The following is a 16,534-nucleotide window of genomic DNA, read 5'->3' as shown; positions in this document are numbered from 1 at the left end:
TCAGTCCCGACCGCACCCGTGTGTGGTCCGGCGGTGCGCTGTTCCGGGCATACGCTACCGGGCACTCCCGGCGTGATCGGCCCGCACCCGTCAGCTGATATCCGACCGGTATCCCAATGTGCTGGTGTGAACAGAAGTTGTGACGGGTGTCACTACTTTCCGTCGAGTACCGCCTTCATCACGTTCTTGGCGATCGGAGCCGCCAGTCCGCCGCCGGAGATGTCGTCCCGGTTGGCATTGCCGTCCTCGACCACCACGGCGACGGCGACCGGGGAGCCGCTGTCGGTCCTGGCGTACGAGATGAACCAGGCGTACGGCTTCTCGCTGTTGTTGAGGCCGTGCTGTGCGGTACCCGTCTTGCCGCCGACGGTGACGCCGTCGATCTGAGCGTTGGTACCCGTGCCGTCCTCGACCACGCTCTCCATCATCTGCTGCACCTTCTGGGCGTTCTCACCCGAGAGCGGCTCGCTGAGCTGCTCCTTCTCGTGCGTGTAGATGACGTCCAGGTTGGGCGCCTGGCGCTGGGCGACCATGTACGGCTTCATGAGCTTGCCGTCGTTGGCGATCGCGGACGCCACCATGGCCATCTGGAGCGGGGTCGCGCGGTTGGACGCCTGGCCGATGCCCGCCATGGCGTTCTGCGGCCGGTTGTCCTTCGGGTAGACGCTGGCGTCGGCGCGGACCGGCGTGAAGACCTCTTCGTTGAAGCCGAACTTGTCGGCCTGCTCGATCATCTTCTCGTTGCCGAGGTCGTCGCTCATCTTGCCGAAGACGGTGTTGCAGGAGTAGCGCAGCGCCACCCGGAGCGAGGCGTCCTTGCAGGGGATGTTCCCCTCGTTCTGCAGGAGGTTGGTCGACTGCGGGAGCCGCCAGGGCAGCGGGGAGTCGGTCTTGGCGTCGATGTCGGTGTAGAGGCCGTTCTCCAGCGCCGCGGCGGCTGTGACGACCTTGAACGTCGAGCCGGGCGGGTAGGTCTCCCGCAGGGCCCGGTTCAGCATCGGCTTGTCCTCGTCCTCGAGGAGCTTCTGCCGGGCGTCCGAGTCCTTCATGGAGTTGCCCGCGAAGACCGAGGGGTCGTACGAGGGAGTGCTGGCCAGCGCCAGTACGGCGCCGGTCTGCGGATCGAGTGCGGCGACGGCGCCCTTCTTGTCGCCGAGCCCCTCGAAGGCGGCCTTCTGGGCGGCGCCGTTGAGGGTGGTGACGATGTTGCCGCCGGTCTTCTTCTCGCCGGTGAACATCGACAGGGTGCGGTCGAAGAACAGGTCGTCGCTGTTGCCGGTGAGGATGCCGTCCTCGATGCTCTCCAGCTGCGAGGAGTCGAAGGCCTGCGAGGAGTAGCCGGTGACGGGCGCCCACATGGGGCCGTTCTTCCAGACCCGCTTGTACTTGAAGTCGCTGTCCGTGGTCTCGACCGAGCCCGTGACGGGCTCCCCGTCGACGATGATGTTGCCGCGCTCGTGGGCGTAGCGCTCGATCTGGACGCGACGGTTGTGCTCGTTCGCGTTGAGCTCGTCGGCACGGACGTACTGGAGGTAGTTCGTGCGGATCAGCAGGGCCAGGACGAGGATGCCGCAGAAGATCGCGATCCTGCGGAGCGGCTTGTTCACGGTCGGACCACCTGGGTCATCTCGGCATCCGGGGACGGCGCGGGGGCCGGGGCGGGACGTCGGGCCGTATCGCTGATTCTGATCAGGATCCCGATGAGCGCCCAGTTCGCGATGACGGACGAGCCACCCTGTGCGAGGAACGGCATGGTCATACCGGTCAGCGGGATGAGCCCCATGACACCGCCGGCGACGACGAAGACCTGGATGGCGAAGGAACCGGAGAGGCCGATGGCGAGAAGCTTGCCGAAGGGGTCGCGGGCGGCGAGGGCGGTGCGGACACCACGCTCAACGATCAGGCCGTAGACGAGCAGGACTGCCATCATGCCGGCGAGGCCGAGCTCCTCACCGACGGTGGCAAGGATGAAGTCGGAGTTGGCGGCGAAGCCGATCAGGTCGGAGTTGCCCTGGCCGAGGCCGGTCCCGAGCGTGCCGCCGGAGCCGAACGCCATGAGGGACTTGGCCATCTGCTCGCTGGCGGGAATCTCGCCCCAGCCCGCGAACGGGTCGAGCCACGCGGTGACGCGGTCCTGTACGTGCGGCTCGAAGGTGGCTACACCGACGGCGCCGGCTGCGGACATCAGCAGACCGAACACGATCCAGCTTGTGCGCTCGGTAGCGACGTACAGCATGACGACGAACATGCCGAAGAAGAGCAGCGACGAACCCAGGTCCGTCTCGAAGACCAGGATGAGGATCGAGAACGCCCAGACCATGAGGATCGGGCCCAGGTCGCGGCCACGGGGCAGGTACAGCCCCATGAAGCGGCGGCTGGCCAGGGCCAGCGCGTCGCGCTTGACCATGAGGTAACCGGCGAAGAACACCGCGATGACGATCTTGGCGAACTCTCCCGGCTGGATCGTGCCCACCCCCGGAATGTTGATCCAGATCTTCGCGCCGTTAACGGCGGGAAAAAACATCGGCAGGATCAGCAGGATCAGCGCCACCACCATGGAAATGTAGGTGTAGCGCTGCAGGATGCGGTGGTCCTTGAGGGCGATGAGAACGCCCACCATCAGGGCAACACCGACAGCGGAGAAGATCAGCTGCTTGGAGGCGGCAGGAGCGAAGGTCTTGAGCGCCTGGAAGCGTTCAGACTGGTCCAGACGCCAGATGAAAGCCAGGCCCAGCCCGTTCAGCAACGTCGCCAGCGGCAGCAGCAGCGGGTCGGCGTACGGAGCGAATCTCCGTACGGCGATGTGTGCCACACCGCCGAGCAGTGCGAGCCCCAGCCCGTAGCCGAGCATGCCGGCGGGCAGCTCGCCGTTGAGGGCGAGGCCCACGTTGGCGTACGCGAAGACCGAGATCAGGACGGCGAAGGCGACCAGCGCCAGTTCGGTGTTACGGCGGCTCGGTGCGTCGATCGCGCCGATGGTGGTCGTGTTGGTGACAACGCTCATGTGCTGAAGGCCCCCTACGGCTTACTGCTTACCGCACTGCAGGGCCAGCTTCTTCTCTTCCTCCGAGAGGCTGGGGCCGGGAGTGGGAGTCGCGGTCTTGGTCCCCTTGGCGGGAGACGTGGCTGACGTGCTGTCGGAGGCGTTGCCGGTCTCGCCCTTGTCCTTCGCGGCATTGGTGTCCGCCTCGGCTGCGCGGCGCTGCGCGTCCTTCTTGCAGGCGGAGGCCTGTGCGTCGAGTTCGCTGAGCTTCTTGCGTGCCTCGGTGAGGTTGCCCTGGGAGATCGTCGCCTCGACCCGCTTGCGCCAGTACGGCGGGAGGTACTTGAGTTCGATCTCGGTGTCCTCCTCGACCTTCGAGAGGGACACCCAGGCGAGGTCCTGGCTGATTCCGCGGTACAGCGCGACGTTGTCGTCCTTCGTGCCCACGTAGAACTGCGTCTGGGTCCAGCGGTACCCGCCGTAGACGCCACCGCCGATGACGGCCAGCGCGAGCACGATGTAGAACGACCGCTTCAGCCACCTGCGGCCACCGCGCGGCTTGACGAAGTCGTCGTCGGTGTACGAGTTGAAGGCGCCGTCCGGGCCGGAGCCGTAACCCACGTCGTCGCCGCTGCCGGGGGGGCCGAAGCCTCCGGCCGGCGGCGGCACGGGGCGGCCGAGGCCGGCCGCACGGCCTGCCGGGGTCTCCATGGCGCGGCCGTCGTTCGCCTGGGCGGCCTGGTTCTCCGCGACGGCGCCGACGATGACCGGGGTGTCGTTGAGCTGCCCGGCCAGGGTGTCGTTGCTTTCGACGTCCAGGACGTCGGCGACGATGCAGGTGATGTTGTCGGGACCGCCGCCGCGCAGGGCGAGCTGGATGAGGTCCTGGATGGTCTCCTGAGGGCCCTGGTAGCTGGCCAGGGTCTCTTCCATCGTCTGGTGGGAGACGACGCCGGAGAGGCCGTCCGAGCAGATCAGATAGCGGTCACCGGCGCGGACCTCCCGGACGGAGAGATCGGGCTCCACATGGTCGCCGCTGCCCAGTGCCCGCATCAGCAGGGAGCGCTGCGGGTGGGTGGTGGCCTCTTCCTCGGTGATCCTGCCCTCGTCGACGAGACGCTGCACCCAGGTGTGGTCCTGGGTGATCTGCGTCAGGACGCCGTCACGCAGGAGGTAGGCGCGGGAGTCGCCGACGTGGACGAGGCCGAGACGCTGACCGGTCCAGAGCAGGGCCGTGAGCGTCGTGCCCATGCCCTCCAGCTGGGGGTCCTCCTCGACCATGACGCGCAACTGGTCGTTGGCCCGCTGGACCGCGGTGCCGAGCGAGGTGAGGATGTCGGAGCCCGGGACGTCGTCGTCGAGCTGCACGAGCGTGGAGATCACCTCGGAGCTGGCGACCTCTCCGGCCGCCTGGCCGCCCATGCCGTCGGCGATGGCGAGAAGGCGGGGGCCGGCGTAGCCGGAGTCCTCGTTGCCTTCCCGGATCATGCCCTTGTGCGATCCGGCGGCGAAGCGCAGGGACAAGCTCATGCGCACCTCGCCCGTCGGTTCGGGGTACAGCCGGTCTCGAGCCACACTGCCCACCCTCCGGTCGGGAGCCGGGCCGGGTCCGTCGTGAGGACCGCGGCGGCTCGCTCGCTCCGCTCGCTCATTGTCGTACTACTTCCGCAGCTCGATGACGGTCTTGCCGATGCGGATCGGCGCGCCCAGCGGAACAGGTGTCGGGGTGGTGAGCCGGGTCCGGTCGAGATAGGTGCCGTTGGTGGACCCGAGATCCTCGACGATCCACTGGCCGTCACGGTCCGGGTAGATCCTGGCATGCCTGCTGGACGCGTAGTCGTCATCCAGCACGATTGTTGAATCGTGCGCCCGGCCCAGGGTGATGGTCTGGCCCTGGAGCGCGACGGTGGTGCCGGTGAGCGTGCCCTCGGAGACGACCAGCTTGGTGGGTGCCCCGCGGCGCTGGCGCCCGGACTGCTGGCGCTGCTGAGGAGGCGCTGCTTGCTGTTGGCGTCCCTGCTGGGGACGGGCGTCAGCGGCAGTGCGGCGTGAGCCGCGCTGCGTGACACGCGTACCGAACAGGTCGCTGCGAATGACCTGGACGGCCACGATTACGAATAGCCACAGAACAGCCAGGAAACCTAGCCGCATGACCGTCAGGGTCAGCTCTGACATTGCCCCCGCTTCACCCTTCGGCTTGCCGGTAAACGATGGTGGTGCTGCCCACGACGATCCGCGAGCCGTCGCGGAGCGTAGCGCGGGTGGTGTGCTGCCCGTCTACCACGATGCCGTTGGTAGACCCGAGATCCTGGATCGTCGAGGGCGTTCCGGTCCGGATCTCACAGTGCCGGCGCGATACGCCGGGGTCGTCGATCCGCACGTCGGCGTCGGTGCTTCGTCCCATCACCAACGTCGGGCGGGAGATCTGATGGCGGGTGCCGTTGATCTCGATCCAGCGCCGCACCTGGGCGTCCGGCATGGGGCTGGACGCGGCCGGCGGGCGCCAGTCGCTGGAAGGGCCTCCTGGGCGTCCCGCGCCCGGCGGCGGGGCCGCGGGCATGGGAGGGGCGGAAGCCGGCGGGTAGCCGTAGCCGCCCTGCCCCTGAGGGGCGGCGGGGCGGTTCGGCTGGGCGTAGGGAGCGGGGCCGCCCTGGCCCTGCTGTGACGAACTCGACGCGAGGGTCCGGCTGCGTACGCGGTAGAGACCCGTGTCGAGGTCGTCCGCCTTCTCCAGGTGGACCTTGATCGGTCCCATGAAGGTGTACCGCTGCTGCTTGGCGTAGTCACGTACGAGGCCGGACAGCTCGTCCCCCAGCTGGCCGGAGTACGGGCTGAGACGCTCGTAGTCCGGGGTGCTGAGCTCGACGATGAAGTCGTTGGGTACGACGGTCCGCTCGCGGTTCCAGATCGACGCGTTGTTGTCGCACTCGCGCTGAAGGGCTCCCGCGATCTCGACCGGCTGCACCTCGGACTTGAAGACCTTGGCGAAGGTGCCATTGACCAGACCTTCGAGACGCTGCTCGAAACGCTTCATGACTCCCATGGGGCACCTCCTCCGGTGTCGTCATCCCTGTACTGCTTACTGATCGTATCCACGCGTGGGGAAATCGGCTGGTTCCCCTTGTCTGCACAGTGGATGAGTGTCACCTCTCACACGGATCGTAGAGGTGCCCTCCTGACAGTGTCCCGCACTCCGGGTGCACTCAGGAGGAGTGGGGCCAGGCTTTCCGCGTTCCCGGTTCCCCCCGTGGGTCCGGCGAAACAACGGATGTGAATCCACCCTGTCCAGCGTGCTAATCTTCCGTTTGTCGCCAGGCGCTCACACCACTGGGTGAGGGAGTCTGAAAGCACCACTCATGCGCGAGTGGCGGAACGGCAGACGCGCTGGCTTCAGGTGCCAGTGTCCTTAGGGACGTGGGGGTTCAAATCCCCCCTCGCGCACAACAGGCAGTCGCTTGCGACCGTCGGGTTGGTTCGACAGAGCCCCCGCACCGGAGAGATCCGGCGCGGGGGTTCTTCGTTGTGTGGATTCTTTGGTGCGTGCGTCGAGCCGGGCGTGCCTGAGCGGGCTGTGATGAAGCCCGCATCCCTCGCGGGAGCAGGGCCGGAGGCGGCTTCTGTTTCACGTGAAACGTCGGATCCGCACCAAAGCGGCCTTTCGTGCGGGCCCGCCCGGCAGGGTCGACTCAGGCGGCGAGGCGGGCTGCGAGAGCCTTGGCCTTCTCTGCGGCGTCTTGGAACGCCTGGGCGCGGGAAGCGTCGGCGAGGGGGATGAGCCCGGCCATCTCGGGCTTCGAGTGGGCCAGCGTCAACTCCGGGACGATGAAATCGACTTCGGCCCCCAGCATGCCCGTCAGCACCTTCTCCAGGTAGTTCTGGACGAACTCGAACTCCGCGCGCGGCGTGCCGGGGGCGTACGAGCCGCCTCGGCTGGCCACAACGGTGATGGGCGTGCCGGCGACAGGGCCCTCGGGACCTGCGTTGTGACCCACGATGATCACTTGGTCGAGCCACGCCTTGAGCGTGGACGGGATGGAGAAGTTGTACATCGGCGCGCCGATGAGTACGGCGTCCGCAGCGGCCAGTTCGGCTGCCAGTTCCCCGCGCAGCGGGTCCTCGGCACCGGCGGCTACGGCCGAGGCGTCGAGGTGGGGCAGGGGGTCGGCGGCGAGATCGCGGTGGACGACCTCTCCGTCGGGGTGCTGCTCGCGCCAAGCCGTGACGAAGGCGGCGGTGACCTCACGGGACGTGGAGCCCTGGGGAAAAACGGCGGAGTCGAGGTGCAGAAGCGTGGCCATGGGGATCTCCGTAGGGGTCGGATGAAGCGGATCGGCGCGGGCCGTGGGGGATGGCGGTCGTGGCAGGTGAGCGATCTGACTTTTCAGTACGTGGCTAGTAATAGCATAGCCACTTACTTTTCATAAGTCGCCAACTCCGGCGCAGTACTCTGGAGGCATGGCGGATCACAGCGAGCAGACCTGTCGGCAGGTGGACGGGAGCATCACGCGCGTCTTCGAGCTGTTCGGGAAGCGCTGGACGGGCCCGATCGTCTCGGTGCTGATGCAGCAGCCGGTGCACTTCGCGGATCTGCGGCGGGCGATTCCAGGCATCAGTGAGCGGATGCTGTCGGACCGGCTGTCCGAGCTGGGGGCGGCCGGTCTCGTGGTGCGTGAGGTCGACGAAGGGCCGCCGCTGCGGGTCGCGTACCGACTGACGGAGGCCGGTGCCGCGATGGGTCCCGCGCTTGAGGAGCTCGGGCGGTGGGCCGACACCTATCTCGGAGGCCCGGGGAGCTGCTGACCCGCCCCCGGGCCGTCCGATCGGCTGCTGACCTGCCCCGGGCCGGCCTGGGGTGGGGTGGCGGGGCGGCTATCGGGGCGCGGCGTCCTCGCCCGCCGAGTTGTAGCGCAGCAGGTACTCCGCGAACTGTTCGAGATCGTCCGACGTCCACGCTCCGAGGCGTTGCCTGTAGGCGGCGCGCCTACTGGTCTGGGTCGAGGCGAGCGCCCGGATGCCGGCGTCGGTGGGGTGCAGCACCTGGATGCGTTGGTCGTCCGGGTCCGGATGGCGCTCGACCAGGCCGAGCTTCTCCAGCGCCGCCACCTGTCGGCTGACCGTCGACTTGTCCAGCATGTAGTGCGCCGCCAGATCGGTCGCGCGGCAGCCGTGCCGGTCGTCGATGTGGGCGAGCAGCGTGTACGAGACCAGCGGCAGATCCGGATGGAGCCGTGCCGCGGCCGAGCGTGCGCGGCGCGCAAAGGCGGTCAGCTCGCGCTGGATGACGTCCAGCGACTCCTCGCGTTCCCGGGGGGCGTCTGCCACGTGAATCACCTTCTCGAATTTTAGTTGTATGCTACAACGAGACTGATAGTTGTAAAAGCCAACCATTGGAGGAGTGATCGAATGTCCGCAGGTCCGAGCTCCGCCTCCGGCTCAACCGCCGGTGCGCTGCGTCATGTGCTCAGCCATCTCGTCACGCCGCTGCTGATGTGCATCGGTATGGGGCTTGCCTACCTGGGGGCCTTTCACGCCCCGCAGCCGCACGACCTGAGGGTGGACGTCGTCGGCTCGGGAGCAAGCGCGCAGGTGCTTGCCCAGACCTTGCAGGACAAGGGTGACGGTGCGTTGAGTGTGCGTACCGTAGCGGACCGCGACATCGCGGTGAACCACCTGAGGACGCAGCAGAGTTACGGCGCGTACGTACCGGGCGGCAGCCCCGAGCTCATGGTGGCCACGGCCTCGTCGGACACCAGCGCGACGGTGGTCCAGAAGGTCTTCACCGAGGTGGCCGCGGAGCAGGGGGCTCCGCTCGAGGTGACGGATGTGGCGCCCACGGCGGAGGGTGATCCGACCGGTCAGGGGATCTTCTTCCTGCTGGTGGCTGTCAGTATCGGGTCGTACGCCTCGGTCGCGGTGATCGGCGGTGCGGGGGCGGTGCTGGCCCTGCGGATCAGGGCCGGGCTGGCCGTCGCCACCTCGTTCGCGGTGAGTCTGATCGGAGTCGCTTTCGCGGGGCCGGTGTTCGGGCTGGTGGACCACGGCCTCGGCGGGCTCTGGGCGATGGCATGGCTCTATTCGGCGGGGATCCTGCTGATCGGGGTAGGGCTGCACACCTTCCTCAAGCGGTGGACGACGCTCGGCGTGATGCTGCTCTTCGTCATGCTCAACTTCACGAGTTCCGGAGGCATCTTCCGGCCGGAGGTCCAGCCGGGCTTCTTCGGTGCCCTGCACGCCTTCTGGAACGGAGCGGGATTCGTCGAGGGAGTGCGCAGCCACGTGTACTTCGGCGGCCACGCCCTGGGCGGGCACCTGCTGGTACTGGCTCTGTGGTTCGTCGCCGGTCTGGCCGTCCTGGGCCTGGCGGGCCTGGCCGAGGCGAGGCGGCGTCGCGAGAAGGCCGAGACGGCGCGTCAGGCGGCCCGGGCGCGGGCTGCGGCCGGGGTCGAGGAGGAGATGGAAGAGGCCGTGGGGGTATGACGTCCCGGTGCCGGGGTGGATCGCGGTCCTGGCCGGGGCCGCCCCGTGCCAGTCGGGGTGCCCACGTCCAGGGAGCCCGGGAATCTTCGGTGAGCCCGCCCGGGGCCCGGCCTCTGCGGGAGGTTGTCCACAGGCCGGCTCCCGGGTTGTCCACAGCGGAAGACGACTGTGACGGACGGTTGTACCGTCGTCCGCAGTTGATGTCTCGGCCGGACAGGACGGCTGAACGAGGCGGGGGAGGCGGCGCACCATGGGTGAAATCGAGCGGACGGTGCCGGCGGAGCGGATGTCGGGGGACGGGCGTATCCCGGTCGTTCCCGGATTCGCCCGGCGCCTGGCCGGAGGGGTGCGGTCCGGACCGGGGCCGGCCTCGTCCGGGGCGGCTTCCCCGAAGGCGGCCGGCAAGGCGCTGAGGGTCGGTGTGCCCAGGTCCGCGCACAGTTCGCTGGACCTGCCCGCCGGGAGGCCGGACGCGGTCCAGGCGGTCGAGGAGTCGAATCAGGGCCGGGTGCCCGGCCTGGTGCCCATACGGGTGGGGCGGATGGTCGCGACACCGTTCGCGTTCCTGCGCGGCTCGGCCGGACTGATGGCGCACGACCTCATGGGCACTCCGGTCACGGGCGTGGGCGCCCAGCTCTGCGGTGACGCGCACGCGGCCAACTTCGGGCTGTACGGCGACGCGCGCGGCAACCTGGTCATCGATCTCAACGACTTCGACGAGACCGTGTTCGGCCCGTGGGAGTGGGATCTCAAGCGGCTCGCCACCTCGCTGGTGCTCGCGGGCCGGGAGGCGGGGGCGGACGAGGACACCTGCCGGCAGGGTGCGTACGGCACGGTGGGCGCGTACCGCCGCACCATGCGTCTGCTGGCGGGGCTGCCCGCACTCGACGCGTGGAACGCCATCGCGGACGAGGAGCTCGTCTCGCACACCGACGCCCGGGACCTGCTCGGGACGCTGGAGCGGGTCTCCGCCAAGGCGCGGAACAACACGAGTGCCCGCTTCGCCGCCAGGTCCACGGAGGAGTGCGAGGACGGCGGTCGCCGCTTCGTCGACTCACCACCCGTGCTGCGCCGTGTGCCCGACGCGGAGGCGGCGGCCGTGGCGGCGGGGCTGGAGGGTTACGTCGGGACGATCTCCGAGGACAGGGTTCCGCTGCTGGCCCGTTACGCGATCCACGACGTGGCGTTCCGGGTGGTCGGTACGGGAAGCGTGGGAACCCGGTCGTATGTGGTGCTGCTGCTCGACCACCGTGGCGAACCGCTGGTGCTGCAGGTGAAGGAAGCCCGCCCGTCCGTTCTCGCTCCCTGCCTCCGGAGCATCGGCTTCGAGGTGCCCGATGTGGTGCACGAGGGGCGCCGGGTGGTGCTCGGACAGAAGCGGATGCAGGTCGTCAGCGACATACTGCTCGGCTGGGCCGAGGTCGACGGCCGGCCGTATCAGGTACGCCAGTTCAGGAACCGCAAGGGCAGTGTGGACCCGGCCGCGCTCGCTGCGGACCAGGTGGACGACTACGGGCGGATGACAGGTGCTCTGCTGGCCCGGGCCCATGCGCACAGCGCCGACCCCCGACTGCTCGCGGGTTACTGCGGGAAGAACTCCGAGCTGGACGCGGCGGTGGCAGATTTCGCCGTGACGTACGCGGACCGGACCGAGGCGGATCACGCCGAGCTCGTCCGGGCTGTCCGAGCCGGTCGAATAGCCGCTGAGCTCGGCGTCTGAGCGGGGCCTGGGGCCGACGTGTGTCTTCACAGCGCGGGCCGTGGCCATACGCTGGACGGGTGACCCACGAAGCCGCCGGGGTGCCGACCACCCGGAACGACGAAGACCGGCAGAACCAGGACCGGCAGAACCAGGACCGGCAGAACCAGGACCGGCAGGACGCGCCGCAGCACGCGCGGGATGTGCCGCGGCACGCCGAGGAAGCGTCGCAGGGGGACGGTCTGCGGGCCGGCCCGGACGAGGCCGCGGAGGCGGGGCCCGCATTCGTCGGCGCGGTGGGTGATCCGGCAGGCGGTGCGGCCGGTGAGGCCGGCGGTGACGCGGTGGGTGAGGGAGCGGCCCCCCGGCCTGAGGAGCGGCTCGCCAAGGCTGTGCGGGTGGCCGAGCAGGCGCTGATCGAGTTCGAGATCGCGGTGGAGACCTTCCGGGTCGAGGTGGAGAACTTCTCCCGGCTGCATCACCAGAAGCTCGGCCCGATGTACGCCCGCCTCGACGAGCTCGACGCGCAGATCGCGGAGGCGCGGGCGGCGAAGAGCGGCGATCCGGAGGATCTGCGCAAGGCTCAGGAAGCACGGGCGATCGTCATGCCGATGCCTGGTGTCGAGGAGCTCTTCCACGACTGGATGGACTCGGACGGCCTCTCGCCCGAGGCCTCGGCCATGCTCACAGACCAGCCCGTCCGGCCGCCGAAGCGGGTCAGGCCGAGCGAGGAGGCGCGCAAGCTCTACCGGGAGCTCGCCCGTCAGGCACACCCGGACCTGGCACCGGACGAGACGGAGCGGGCACGGCGGGACGAGTTCATCGCCCGGGTCAACGCGGCCTACGGGCGCGGCGACGTGGCTTTGCTGAAGGAGCTGGCCGCGGAGTGGGCGGCGGGGCCGGTGACGCCGGAGCTGCGGCTCAGCGAGAGCGAGGAGCTCTACGCACGGCTGGAGTGGCTCAGCCGCCGTAAGGAGCTGCTGACCGTTCTGGCGCAGGAGCTGGAGGAGAGCGCGATCGGTTCGATGCTGCGGATGGCGCCGGACGACCCTGACCGGTTGCTGGACGACATCGGCGAGAAGCTTCTGGCGGAGGTGTCCCAGCGTGAGGGCGAGCTGGCAGGGCTGGTGCAGTAGCGTTCCGGATGACCCTGGCGCGTACGTACGAGAGAAGGCATACCCATGAATTTCCCTCCACTGCCCTCGGTGGACGTCGCGGCGATTCCGGCGGACGGCTTCGTTCTGGACGTCCGGGAGGACGACGAGTGGGCGGCCGGGCATGTCGAGGGTGCGCTGCACATTCCCATGAGCGACTTCGTGGGCCGCTTCGGTGAGCTCACCGAGGCGGCCGACGACGGTCGGCGTGTGCATGTGATGTGCCGCGTAGGAGGCCGGTCGGCCCAGGTCACCCAGTATCTGGTGCAGCAGGGCATCGACGCCGTGAACATCGACGGCGGCATGCTCGCCTGGGACGGCGCCGGGCGCCCGATGGTCACGGACAACGGGAGCTCGGCCTTCGTACTCTGACCGCTTCCGCAGGGCCGTCCGCAACGCACGTGGCGGTGCGCATGCGCCGGTCGCACTACGGCGGGCGCACGCACGGCTGTCATACGCACGGCGGTCGTGGGCCGGCTGTGGTGCGTACGGCTATGGCGCGTACGGCTGTGTCGGTGCGGGCGGTTCCTGTCGGGCGAAGCCTTGGCCGGCCTTGGGCGGTCTCAGCGGCTGGATGATCTCGGCGGTCGGGCGGTCGGGCGGTCGGGCGGTCGGGTGGTCGGGTGGTCGGGTGGTCGGGTGGTCTCAGCGGTCGAAGTCGAGCTCGACCTCCGGGGTGACGGGGTGCGACTGGCAAGCCAGCACGAAACCTGCCCCGGTCTCCTCCGGTTCCAAGGCGAAATTGCGGTCCATCCGCACCTCGCCCGAGACCAGGAAGGCCCTGCAGGTCCCGCACACCCCGCCCTTGCAGGCATACGGAGCGTCCGAGCGGCTTCGCAGCACTGTGTCCAGCAGCGATTCGCCGTCCTGGACCGGCCAGCTGCCCGACCGCCCGTCGAGTGTTGCCGTGAGCCTGCTCTCCGACGGTGTGGCCACCCTGGCGGCCGTGGGCATGCCCGCCCCCTCGTCGGCGACGTGGAAGATCTCCTGGTGGATGCGTGACCGGTCGGCTCCGAGTGCGCGCAGCGCCCCTTCCGCACCCCGGACCAGGCCGAGCGGCCCGCACAGGAACCAGCCGTCCACATCGGGAACGGACAGCAGCGCGGGCAGCAGCCCGGTGAGCCGCTCGCGGTCCAGTCGGCCCGAGGGGAGCCCGGCGGCCTGTTCCTCCCGGGACAGCGCGGTCACCAGCTGGAAGCGGTCCGGGTAGCGGTCCTTGAGGTCTGCCACCTCGTCCAGGAACATCGTCGACGCAGCCGTCCGGTCGCTACGGATCAGACAGAAGCGCGCCGAGGGCTCCCGCGCGAGCAGGGTCGCTGCCATCGACAGCACCGGGGTGATCCCGCTGCCGCCGACGATCGCGGCGAAGCGGCCGGGGCGCGGATCGAGGACGAAACGCCCCATCGGAGCCATCGCCTCCAACTGGTCCCCCACGGCCAGCTCCTTGAGGGCGTACGTCGAGAACGCGCCTCCGTCAACCATGCGGATGCCCACCCGCAGCAAGGGGTCGCCCGGCTGTTCGGCGGCCGGGGCACAGATCGAGTACGACCGCCGGATCTCCTCGCCGTCGACGCGGTAGCGCACGTTCAGGTGCTGGCCGGGGCGATGGCGGAAGGTCTCGCGCAGTTCGGACGGCACGGCGAAGGTGACGGCCACCGCGTCGTCCGTGATCCGTTCGATCGCGCTGACCCGGAGCGGATGGAACATCTACAACTCCTTGAAGTGGTCGAACGGTTCGCGGCACGTCACACATCGGCGCAGTGCCTTGCAGGCCGTGGAGGAGAACCGGCTCAGCAGCTCCGTCTCCGTGGAACCGCAGTGCGGACAGCGCACCGAGAGCCTCAGAGGAACCGGCCCGCCGGGCCCGCTCCCCGGCCGAGGCGGCGCTATGCCGAACTCCGCGAGCTTGCGGCGCCCCTCGTCGCTGATGTCGTCGGTCGACCAGGCAGGGGCGAGGACCGTGACCACGGACACCTCACCGACGCCGTGGTCGTGCAGCACACGCTCGATGTCGGCGGACATGGCCTCGATGGCCGGGCAGCCGGTGTACGTCGGGGTGAGCCGCACGGTGACCTTGTCCGGCCCGTCGGCCCGCACGCCGCGGAGCACGCCGAGCTCGTCCAGCGTGAGGACCGGCAGCTCGGGGTCGGGGACGGAGCCCGCCAGCCGGTGGAGCTCCGCCTCCAGCGGCGTCTCGGTGGTCACCATGACGCCCCCGGGTGGCTGCGGTGCAGATGCTGCATCTCGGCGAGCATCCGCCCGAAGGGCTCCGTGTGCAGGCCCTGCCGGCCCGCTCCCGCCGCCCAGGCACCGGACTGCGGCCCTGTCGGCAGAGACAGGGTGGCCCGCTCCACCACGGAGGTGACCGCGGCCAGCCAGCCGTCGCGCAGGGCCTGATGGTCGACGGCTAGTCCTTCGACCGGCTCGAACAGCTCACCCGTGAACCGCCACAGGGCGTCCAGCGCGAGCTGCATCCGTTCATGACTTTCCGCGGTGCCGTCACCCAGCCGCAGGACCCACTGCTCGGCGTGGTCCCGGTGATAGGCGACCTCTTTGACCGCCTTGGCCGCGAGATCCGCGAACTCGACCTCGCCGGCGGCCAGCGCTTCGAACAGCAGGTGCTGGTACACGGAGAAGTAGAGCTGGCGGGCGATGGTGTGGGCGAAGTCGCCGTTCGGCTGCTCCACCAGCTGGACGTTGCGGAAGGCTCGCTCCTCACGGAGGTACGCCAACTCGTCCTCGTTCCCCACGAGCGAGAGCAGAATCCGGGCCTGGCCGAGCAGGTCGAGGGCGATGTTGGCCAGGGCCACCTCCTCCTCCAGTACGGGAGCGTGGCCCGCCCACTCCCCCAGCCGGTGCGAGAGCACCAGGGCGTCGTCGCCGAGGGCGAGAGCCGCGCTCACAGGTGCTTCACTCCTTCCGGGATCTCGTAGAACGTGGGGTGGCGGTAGGGCTTGTCGCCGGCGGGTTCGAAGAACGAGTCCTTCTCGTCCGGTGACGATGCCGTGATCGCCGTCGAGGGGACCACCCAGAGGGAGACGCCCTCCGATCGGCGGGTGTACAGATCGCGGGCGTTGCGCAGGGCCATCTCGGCGTCCGGCGCGTGCAGACTGCCCGCGTGGGTGTGGGACAGCCCTCGCCGGGAGCGCACGAACACCTCCCACAGAGGCCAGTCGGTCGAGCTGCTCATGCGGTCGCCTCCACGGGCTGGGCGGCCGCTCCGGCTGTGCCGGGCCGTGCCGCGTGCTTGTCTGCGTATGCCGCCGCCGCGTCGCGGACCCAGGCGCCCTCCTCGTGGGCCTTGCGCCGCTGGGTCAGCCGTTGTTCGTTGCAGGGGCCGTTGCCCTTGAGGACCTCTTGGAACTCGGTCCAGTCGATCGCGCCGTAGTCGTGCTGGCCCAGCTCCTCGTTCCACCGGATGTCGGGGTCGGGGAGGGTGAGCCCCAGCGCCTCCGCCTGCGGGACGCAGATGTCGACGAAGCGCCGGCGCAGCTCGTCGTTGGAGTGCCGTTTGATCTTCCAGGCCATCGACTGTGCCGAGTGGGCCGAGGAGTCGTCGGGCGGCCCGAACATCATCAGGGAGGGCCACCACCAGCGGTTCACCGCGTCCTGGGCCATCTCGTGCTGTGCGGGGGTGCCGCGGCTGAGGGCGAGCAGCAGCTCGTATCCCTGGCGTTGGTGGAAGGACTCCTCCTTGCAGACACGGACCATCGCGCGGGCGTACGGGCCGTAGGAGCAGCGGCACAGCGGCACCTGGTTGGTGATGGCGGCGCCGTCCACCAGCCAGCCGATCGCGCCGACGTCCGCCCACGTCAGCGTGGGGTAGTTGAAGATCGAGGAATAGCGCTGACGCCCGGCGTGCAGCTTGTCGAGCATCTCCTGGCGGCTGGTCCCCAGCGTCTCCGCCGCGCTGTACAGGTAGAGGCCGTGACCCGCCTCGTCCTGAACCTTCGCCATCAGGATCGCCTTGCGGCGCAGAGAAGGCGCCCGCGTGATCCAGTTGGCCTCGGGCTGCATGCCGATGATCTCGGAATGGGCGTGCTGGGCCATCTGGCGGATCAGCGAGGCCCGGTACGCCTCGGGCATCCAGTCCCGCGGCTCGATCCGGTCGTCGGCCGCCACCGCGGCGTCGAAAGCCGCCAGACGGGCCTCGTCGGCCTCGTCCGCCGCGCCTGCTGTTCCCTGCGTCGTCTGGTCCGCAGTCACTACCGCCATCCCGGG

Annotated in this window: 17 protein-coding genes and 1 tRNA gene; 6 read left to right on the top strand and 12 right to left on the bottom strand. The window is 69.2% G+C overall.

Annotated features, from left to right (window positions below):
• Positions 1 to 152 precede the first annotated feature (152 nt).
• The 5 genes from AB0P41_RS08610 to AB0P41_RS08590 all read right to left on the bottom strand — a co-directional run bounded on the left by AB0P41_RS08610 (position 153) and on the right by AB0P41_RS08590 (position 6,026).
• Positions 153 to 1,607: a penicillin-binding transpeptidase domain-containing protein gene (locus AB0P41_RS08610; protein WP_356709111.1), complete on the bottom strand. Its 1,455-nt coding sequence runs from the start codon at positions 1,605 to 1,607 to the stop codon at positions 153 to 155.
• The gene (locus AB0P41_RS08605; protein WP_365930972.1) at positions 1,604 to 3,004 is read right to left on the bottom strand and encodes an FtsW/RodA/SpoVE family cell cycle protein; all 1,401 of its coding nucleotides are present in this window, start codon (positions 3,002 to 3,004) and stop codon (positions 1,604 to 1,606) included. Before AB0P41_RS08605 ends, AB0P41_RS08610 begins: the two co-directional genes overlap by 4 nt.
• 21 nt (positions 3,005 to 3,025) lie before the next feature.
• Entirely contained in the window at positions 3,026 to 4,513 is a 1,488-nt protein-coding gene (locus AB0P41_RS08600; RefSeq protein WP_356709115.1) for a Stp1/IreP family PP2C-type Ser/Thr phosphatase, read from the bottom strand.
• A gap of 129 nt (positions 4,514 to 4,642) precedes the next feature.
• Complete coding sequence (locus tag AB0P41_RS08595; protein ID WP_104787364.1) at positions 4,643 to 5,158, bottom strand: FHA domain-containing protein; 516 nt, start codon at positions 5,156 to 5,158, stop codon at positions 4,643 to 4,645.
• Positions 5,159 to 5,168: 10 nt separating this feature from the next.
• Entirely contained in the window at positions 5,169 to 6,026 is an 858-nt protein-coding gene (locus AB0P41_RS08590) for a DUF3662 and FHA domain-containing protein (protein ID WP_365930970.1), read from the bottom strand.
• Between the two features lie 315 nt (positions 6,027 to 6,341).
• Here AB0P41_RS08590 and AB0P41_RS08585 point away from each other — a divergent pair.
• A tRNA-Leu gene (locus AB0P41_RS08585) sits at positions 6,342 to 6,424 on the top strand.
• Between the two features lie 245 nt (positions 6,425 to 6,669).
• Here the strand turns inward: AB0P41_RS08585 and AB0P41_RS08580 are convergent.
• On the bottom strand, positions 6,670 to 7,281 hold the full coding sequence (locus tag AB0P41_RS08580; protein WP_356709120.1) for an NAD(P)H-dependent oxidoreductase: 612 nt from the start codon (positions 7,279 to 7,281) through the stop codon (positions 6,670 to 6,672).
• Positions 7,282 to 7,438: 157 nt separating this feature from the next.
• Between AB0P41_RS08580 and AB0P41_RS08575 the strand changes: the two genes are divergently transcribed.
• Entirely contained in the window at positions 7,439 to 7,783 is a 345-nt protein-coding gene (locus AB0P41_RS08575) for a helix-turn-helix domain-containing protein (RefSeq protein ID WP_356709122.1), read from the top strand.
• A 69-nt stretch (positions 7,784 to 7,852) separates the two neighbouring features.
• Here AB0P41_RS08575 and AB0P41_RS08570 read toward each other — a convergent pair whose 3' ends face one another.
• A complete protein-coding gene (locus tag AB0P41_RS08570) occupies positions 7,853 to 8,305 on the bottom strand; it encodes a MarR family winged helix-turn-helix transcriptional regulator (protein WP_356709124.1) in 453 nt (150 codons plus the stop codon).
• Between the two features lie 81 nt (positions 8,306 to 8,386).
• Here AB0P41_RS08570 and AB0P41_RS08565 point away from each other — a divergent pair, with 81 nt between their 5' ends.
• The 4 genes from AB0P41_RS08565 (at position 8,387) to AB0P41_RS08550 (ending at position 12,685) form a co-directional block, all read left to right on the top strand.
• On the top strand, positions 8,387 to 9,460 hold the full coding sequence (locus tag AB0P41_RS08565; protein ID WP_365930967.1) for a hypothetical protein: 1,074 nt from the start codon (positions 8,387 to 8,389) through the stop codon (positions 9,458 to 9,460).
• 250 nt (positions 9,461 to 9,710) lie between these two features.
• Complete coding sequence (locus AB0P41_RS08560; protein WP_365930965.1) at positions 9,711 to 11,180, top strand: DUF2252 domain-containing protein; 1,470 nt, start codon at positions 9,711 to 9,713, stop codon at positions 11,178 to 11,180.
• Positions 11,181 to 11,239: 59 nt separating this feature from the next.
• On the top strand, positions 11,240 to 12,295 hold the full coding sequence (locus tag AB0P41_RS08555; RefSeq protein WP_365930964.1) for a J domain-containing protein: 1,056 nt from the start codon (positions 11,240 to 11,242) through the stop codon (positions 12,293 to 12,295).
• 45 nt (positions 12,296 to 12,340) lie between these two features.
• Complete coding sequence (locus AB0P41_RS08550) at positions 12,341 to 12,685, top strand: rhodanese-like domain-containing protein (RefSeq protein ID WP_356709132.1); 345 nt, start codon at positions 12,341 to 12,343, stop codon at positions 12,683 to 12,685.
• 273 nt (positions 12,686 to 12,958) lie between these two features.
• Here AB0P41_RS08550 and AB0P41_RS08545 read toward each other — a convergent pair whose 3' ends face one another.
• Genes AB0P41_RS08545 through paaA form a run of 5 tightly spaced genes read right to left on the bottom strand, consistent with a single transcriptional unit; the run spans position 12,959 to position 16,528 of the window.
• On the bottom strand, positions 12,959 to 14,020 hold the full coding sequence (locus tag AB0P41_RS08545; RefSeq protein WP_365930962.1) for a 2Fe-2S iron-sulfur cluster-binding protein: 1,062 nt from the start codon (positions 14,018 to 14,020) through the stop codon (positions 12,959 to 12,961).
• Positions 14,021 to 14,518, bottom strand: coding sequence for a 1,2-phenylacetyl-CoA epoxidase subunit PaaD (gene paaD, locus AB0P41_RS08540; protein ID WP_365931191.1), 498 nt, complete (start codon positions 14,516 to 14,518; stop codon positions 14,021 to 14,023). It lies immediately after the preceding gene.
• On the bottom strand, positions 14,515 to 15,216 hold the full coding sequence (paaC, locus tag AB0P41_RS08535) for a 1,2-phenylacetyl-CoA epoxidase subunit PaaC (protein ID WP_365930960.1): 702 nt from the start codon (positions 15,214 to 15,216) through the stop codon (positions 14,515 to 14,517). Before paaC ends, paaD begins: the two co-directional genes overlap by 4 nt.
• Entirely contained in the window at positions 15,213 to 15,503 is a 291-nt protein-coding gene (gene paaB / locus AB0P41_RS08530) for a 1,2-phenylacetyl-CoA epoxidase subunit PaaB (RefSeq protein ID WP_069171673.1), read from the bottom strand. The genes paaC and paaB overlap by 4 nt, the downstream gene beginning before the upstream one ends.
• Positions 15,500 to 16,528, bottom strand: a complete 1,029-nt coding sequence (gene paaA / locus AB0P41_RS08525; protein ID WP_365930957.1) for a 1,2-phenylacetyl-CoA epoxidase subunit PaaA — start codon at positions 16,526 to 16,528, stop codon at positions 15,500 to 15,502. The genes paaB and paaA overlap by 4 nt, the downstream gene beginning before the upstream one ends.
• Positions 16,529 to 16,534 lie beyond the last annotated feature (6 nt).

Source organism: Streptomyces sp. NPDC079167 (assembly GCF_040686735.1).
Taxonomy (GTDB): domain Bacteria; phylum Actinomycetota; class Actinomycetes; order Streptomycetales; family Streptomycetaceae; genus Streptomyces.
The sequence above is the reverse complement of the archived record's forward strand: the minus strand, read 5'-3'. Positions and strand labels throughout refer to the sequence as shown.

Coding starts and splice junctions, on each gene's coding strand:
- AB0P41_RS08545 (WP_365930962.1), bottom strand. CDS start 14,020: ATGTTCCATCCGCTCCGGGTCAGCGCGATCGAACGGATCACGGACGAC.
- AB0P41_RS08580 (WP_356709120.1), bottom strand. CDS start 7,281: ATGGCCACGCTTCTGCACCTCGACTCCGCCGTTTTTCCCCAGGGCTCC.
- AB0P41_RS08560 (WP_365930965.1), top strand. CDS start 9,711: ATGGGTGAAATCGAGCGGACGGTGCCGGCGGAGCGGATGTCGGGGGAC.
- AB0P41_RS08605 (WP_365930972.1), bottom strand. CDS start 3,004: ATGAGCGTTGTCACCAACACGACCACCATCGGCGCGATCGACGCACCG.
- paaA (WP_365930957.1), bottom strand. CDS start 16,528: ATGGCGGTAGTGACTGCGGACCAGACGACGCAGGGAACAGCAGGCGCG.
- AB0P41_RS08590 (WP_365930970.1), bottom strand. CDS start 6,026: ATGGGAGTCATGAAGCGTTTCGAGCAGCGTCTCGAAGGTCTGGTCAAT.
- AB0P41_RS08575 (WP_356709122.1), top strand. CDS start 7,439: ATGGCGGATCACAGCGAGCAGACCTGTCGGCAGGTGGACGGGAGCATC.
- AB0P41_RS08550 (WP_356709132.1), top strand. CDS start 12,341: ATGAATTTCCCTCCACTGCCCTCGGTGGACGTCGCGGCGATTCCGGCG.
- AB0P41_RS08600 (WP_356709115.1), bottom strand. CDS start 4,513: ATGAGCTTGTCCCTGCGCTTCGCCGCCGGATCGCACAAGGGCATGATC.
- AB0P41_RS08595 (WP_104787364.1), bottom strand. CDS start 5,158: ATGTCAGAGCTGACCCTGACGGTCATGCGGCTAGGTTTCCTGGCTGTT.
- AB0P41_RS08565 (WP_365930967.1), top strand. CDS start 8,387: ATGTCCGCAGGTCCGAGCTCCGCCTCCGGCTCAACCGCCGGTGCGCTG.
- paaB (WP_069171673.1), bottom strand. CDS start 15,503: ATGAGCAGCTCGACCGACTGGCCTCTGTGGGAGGTGTTCGTGCGCTCC.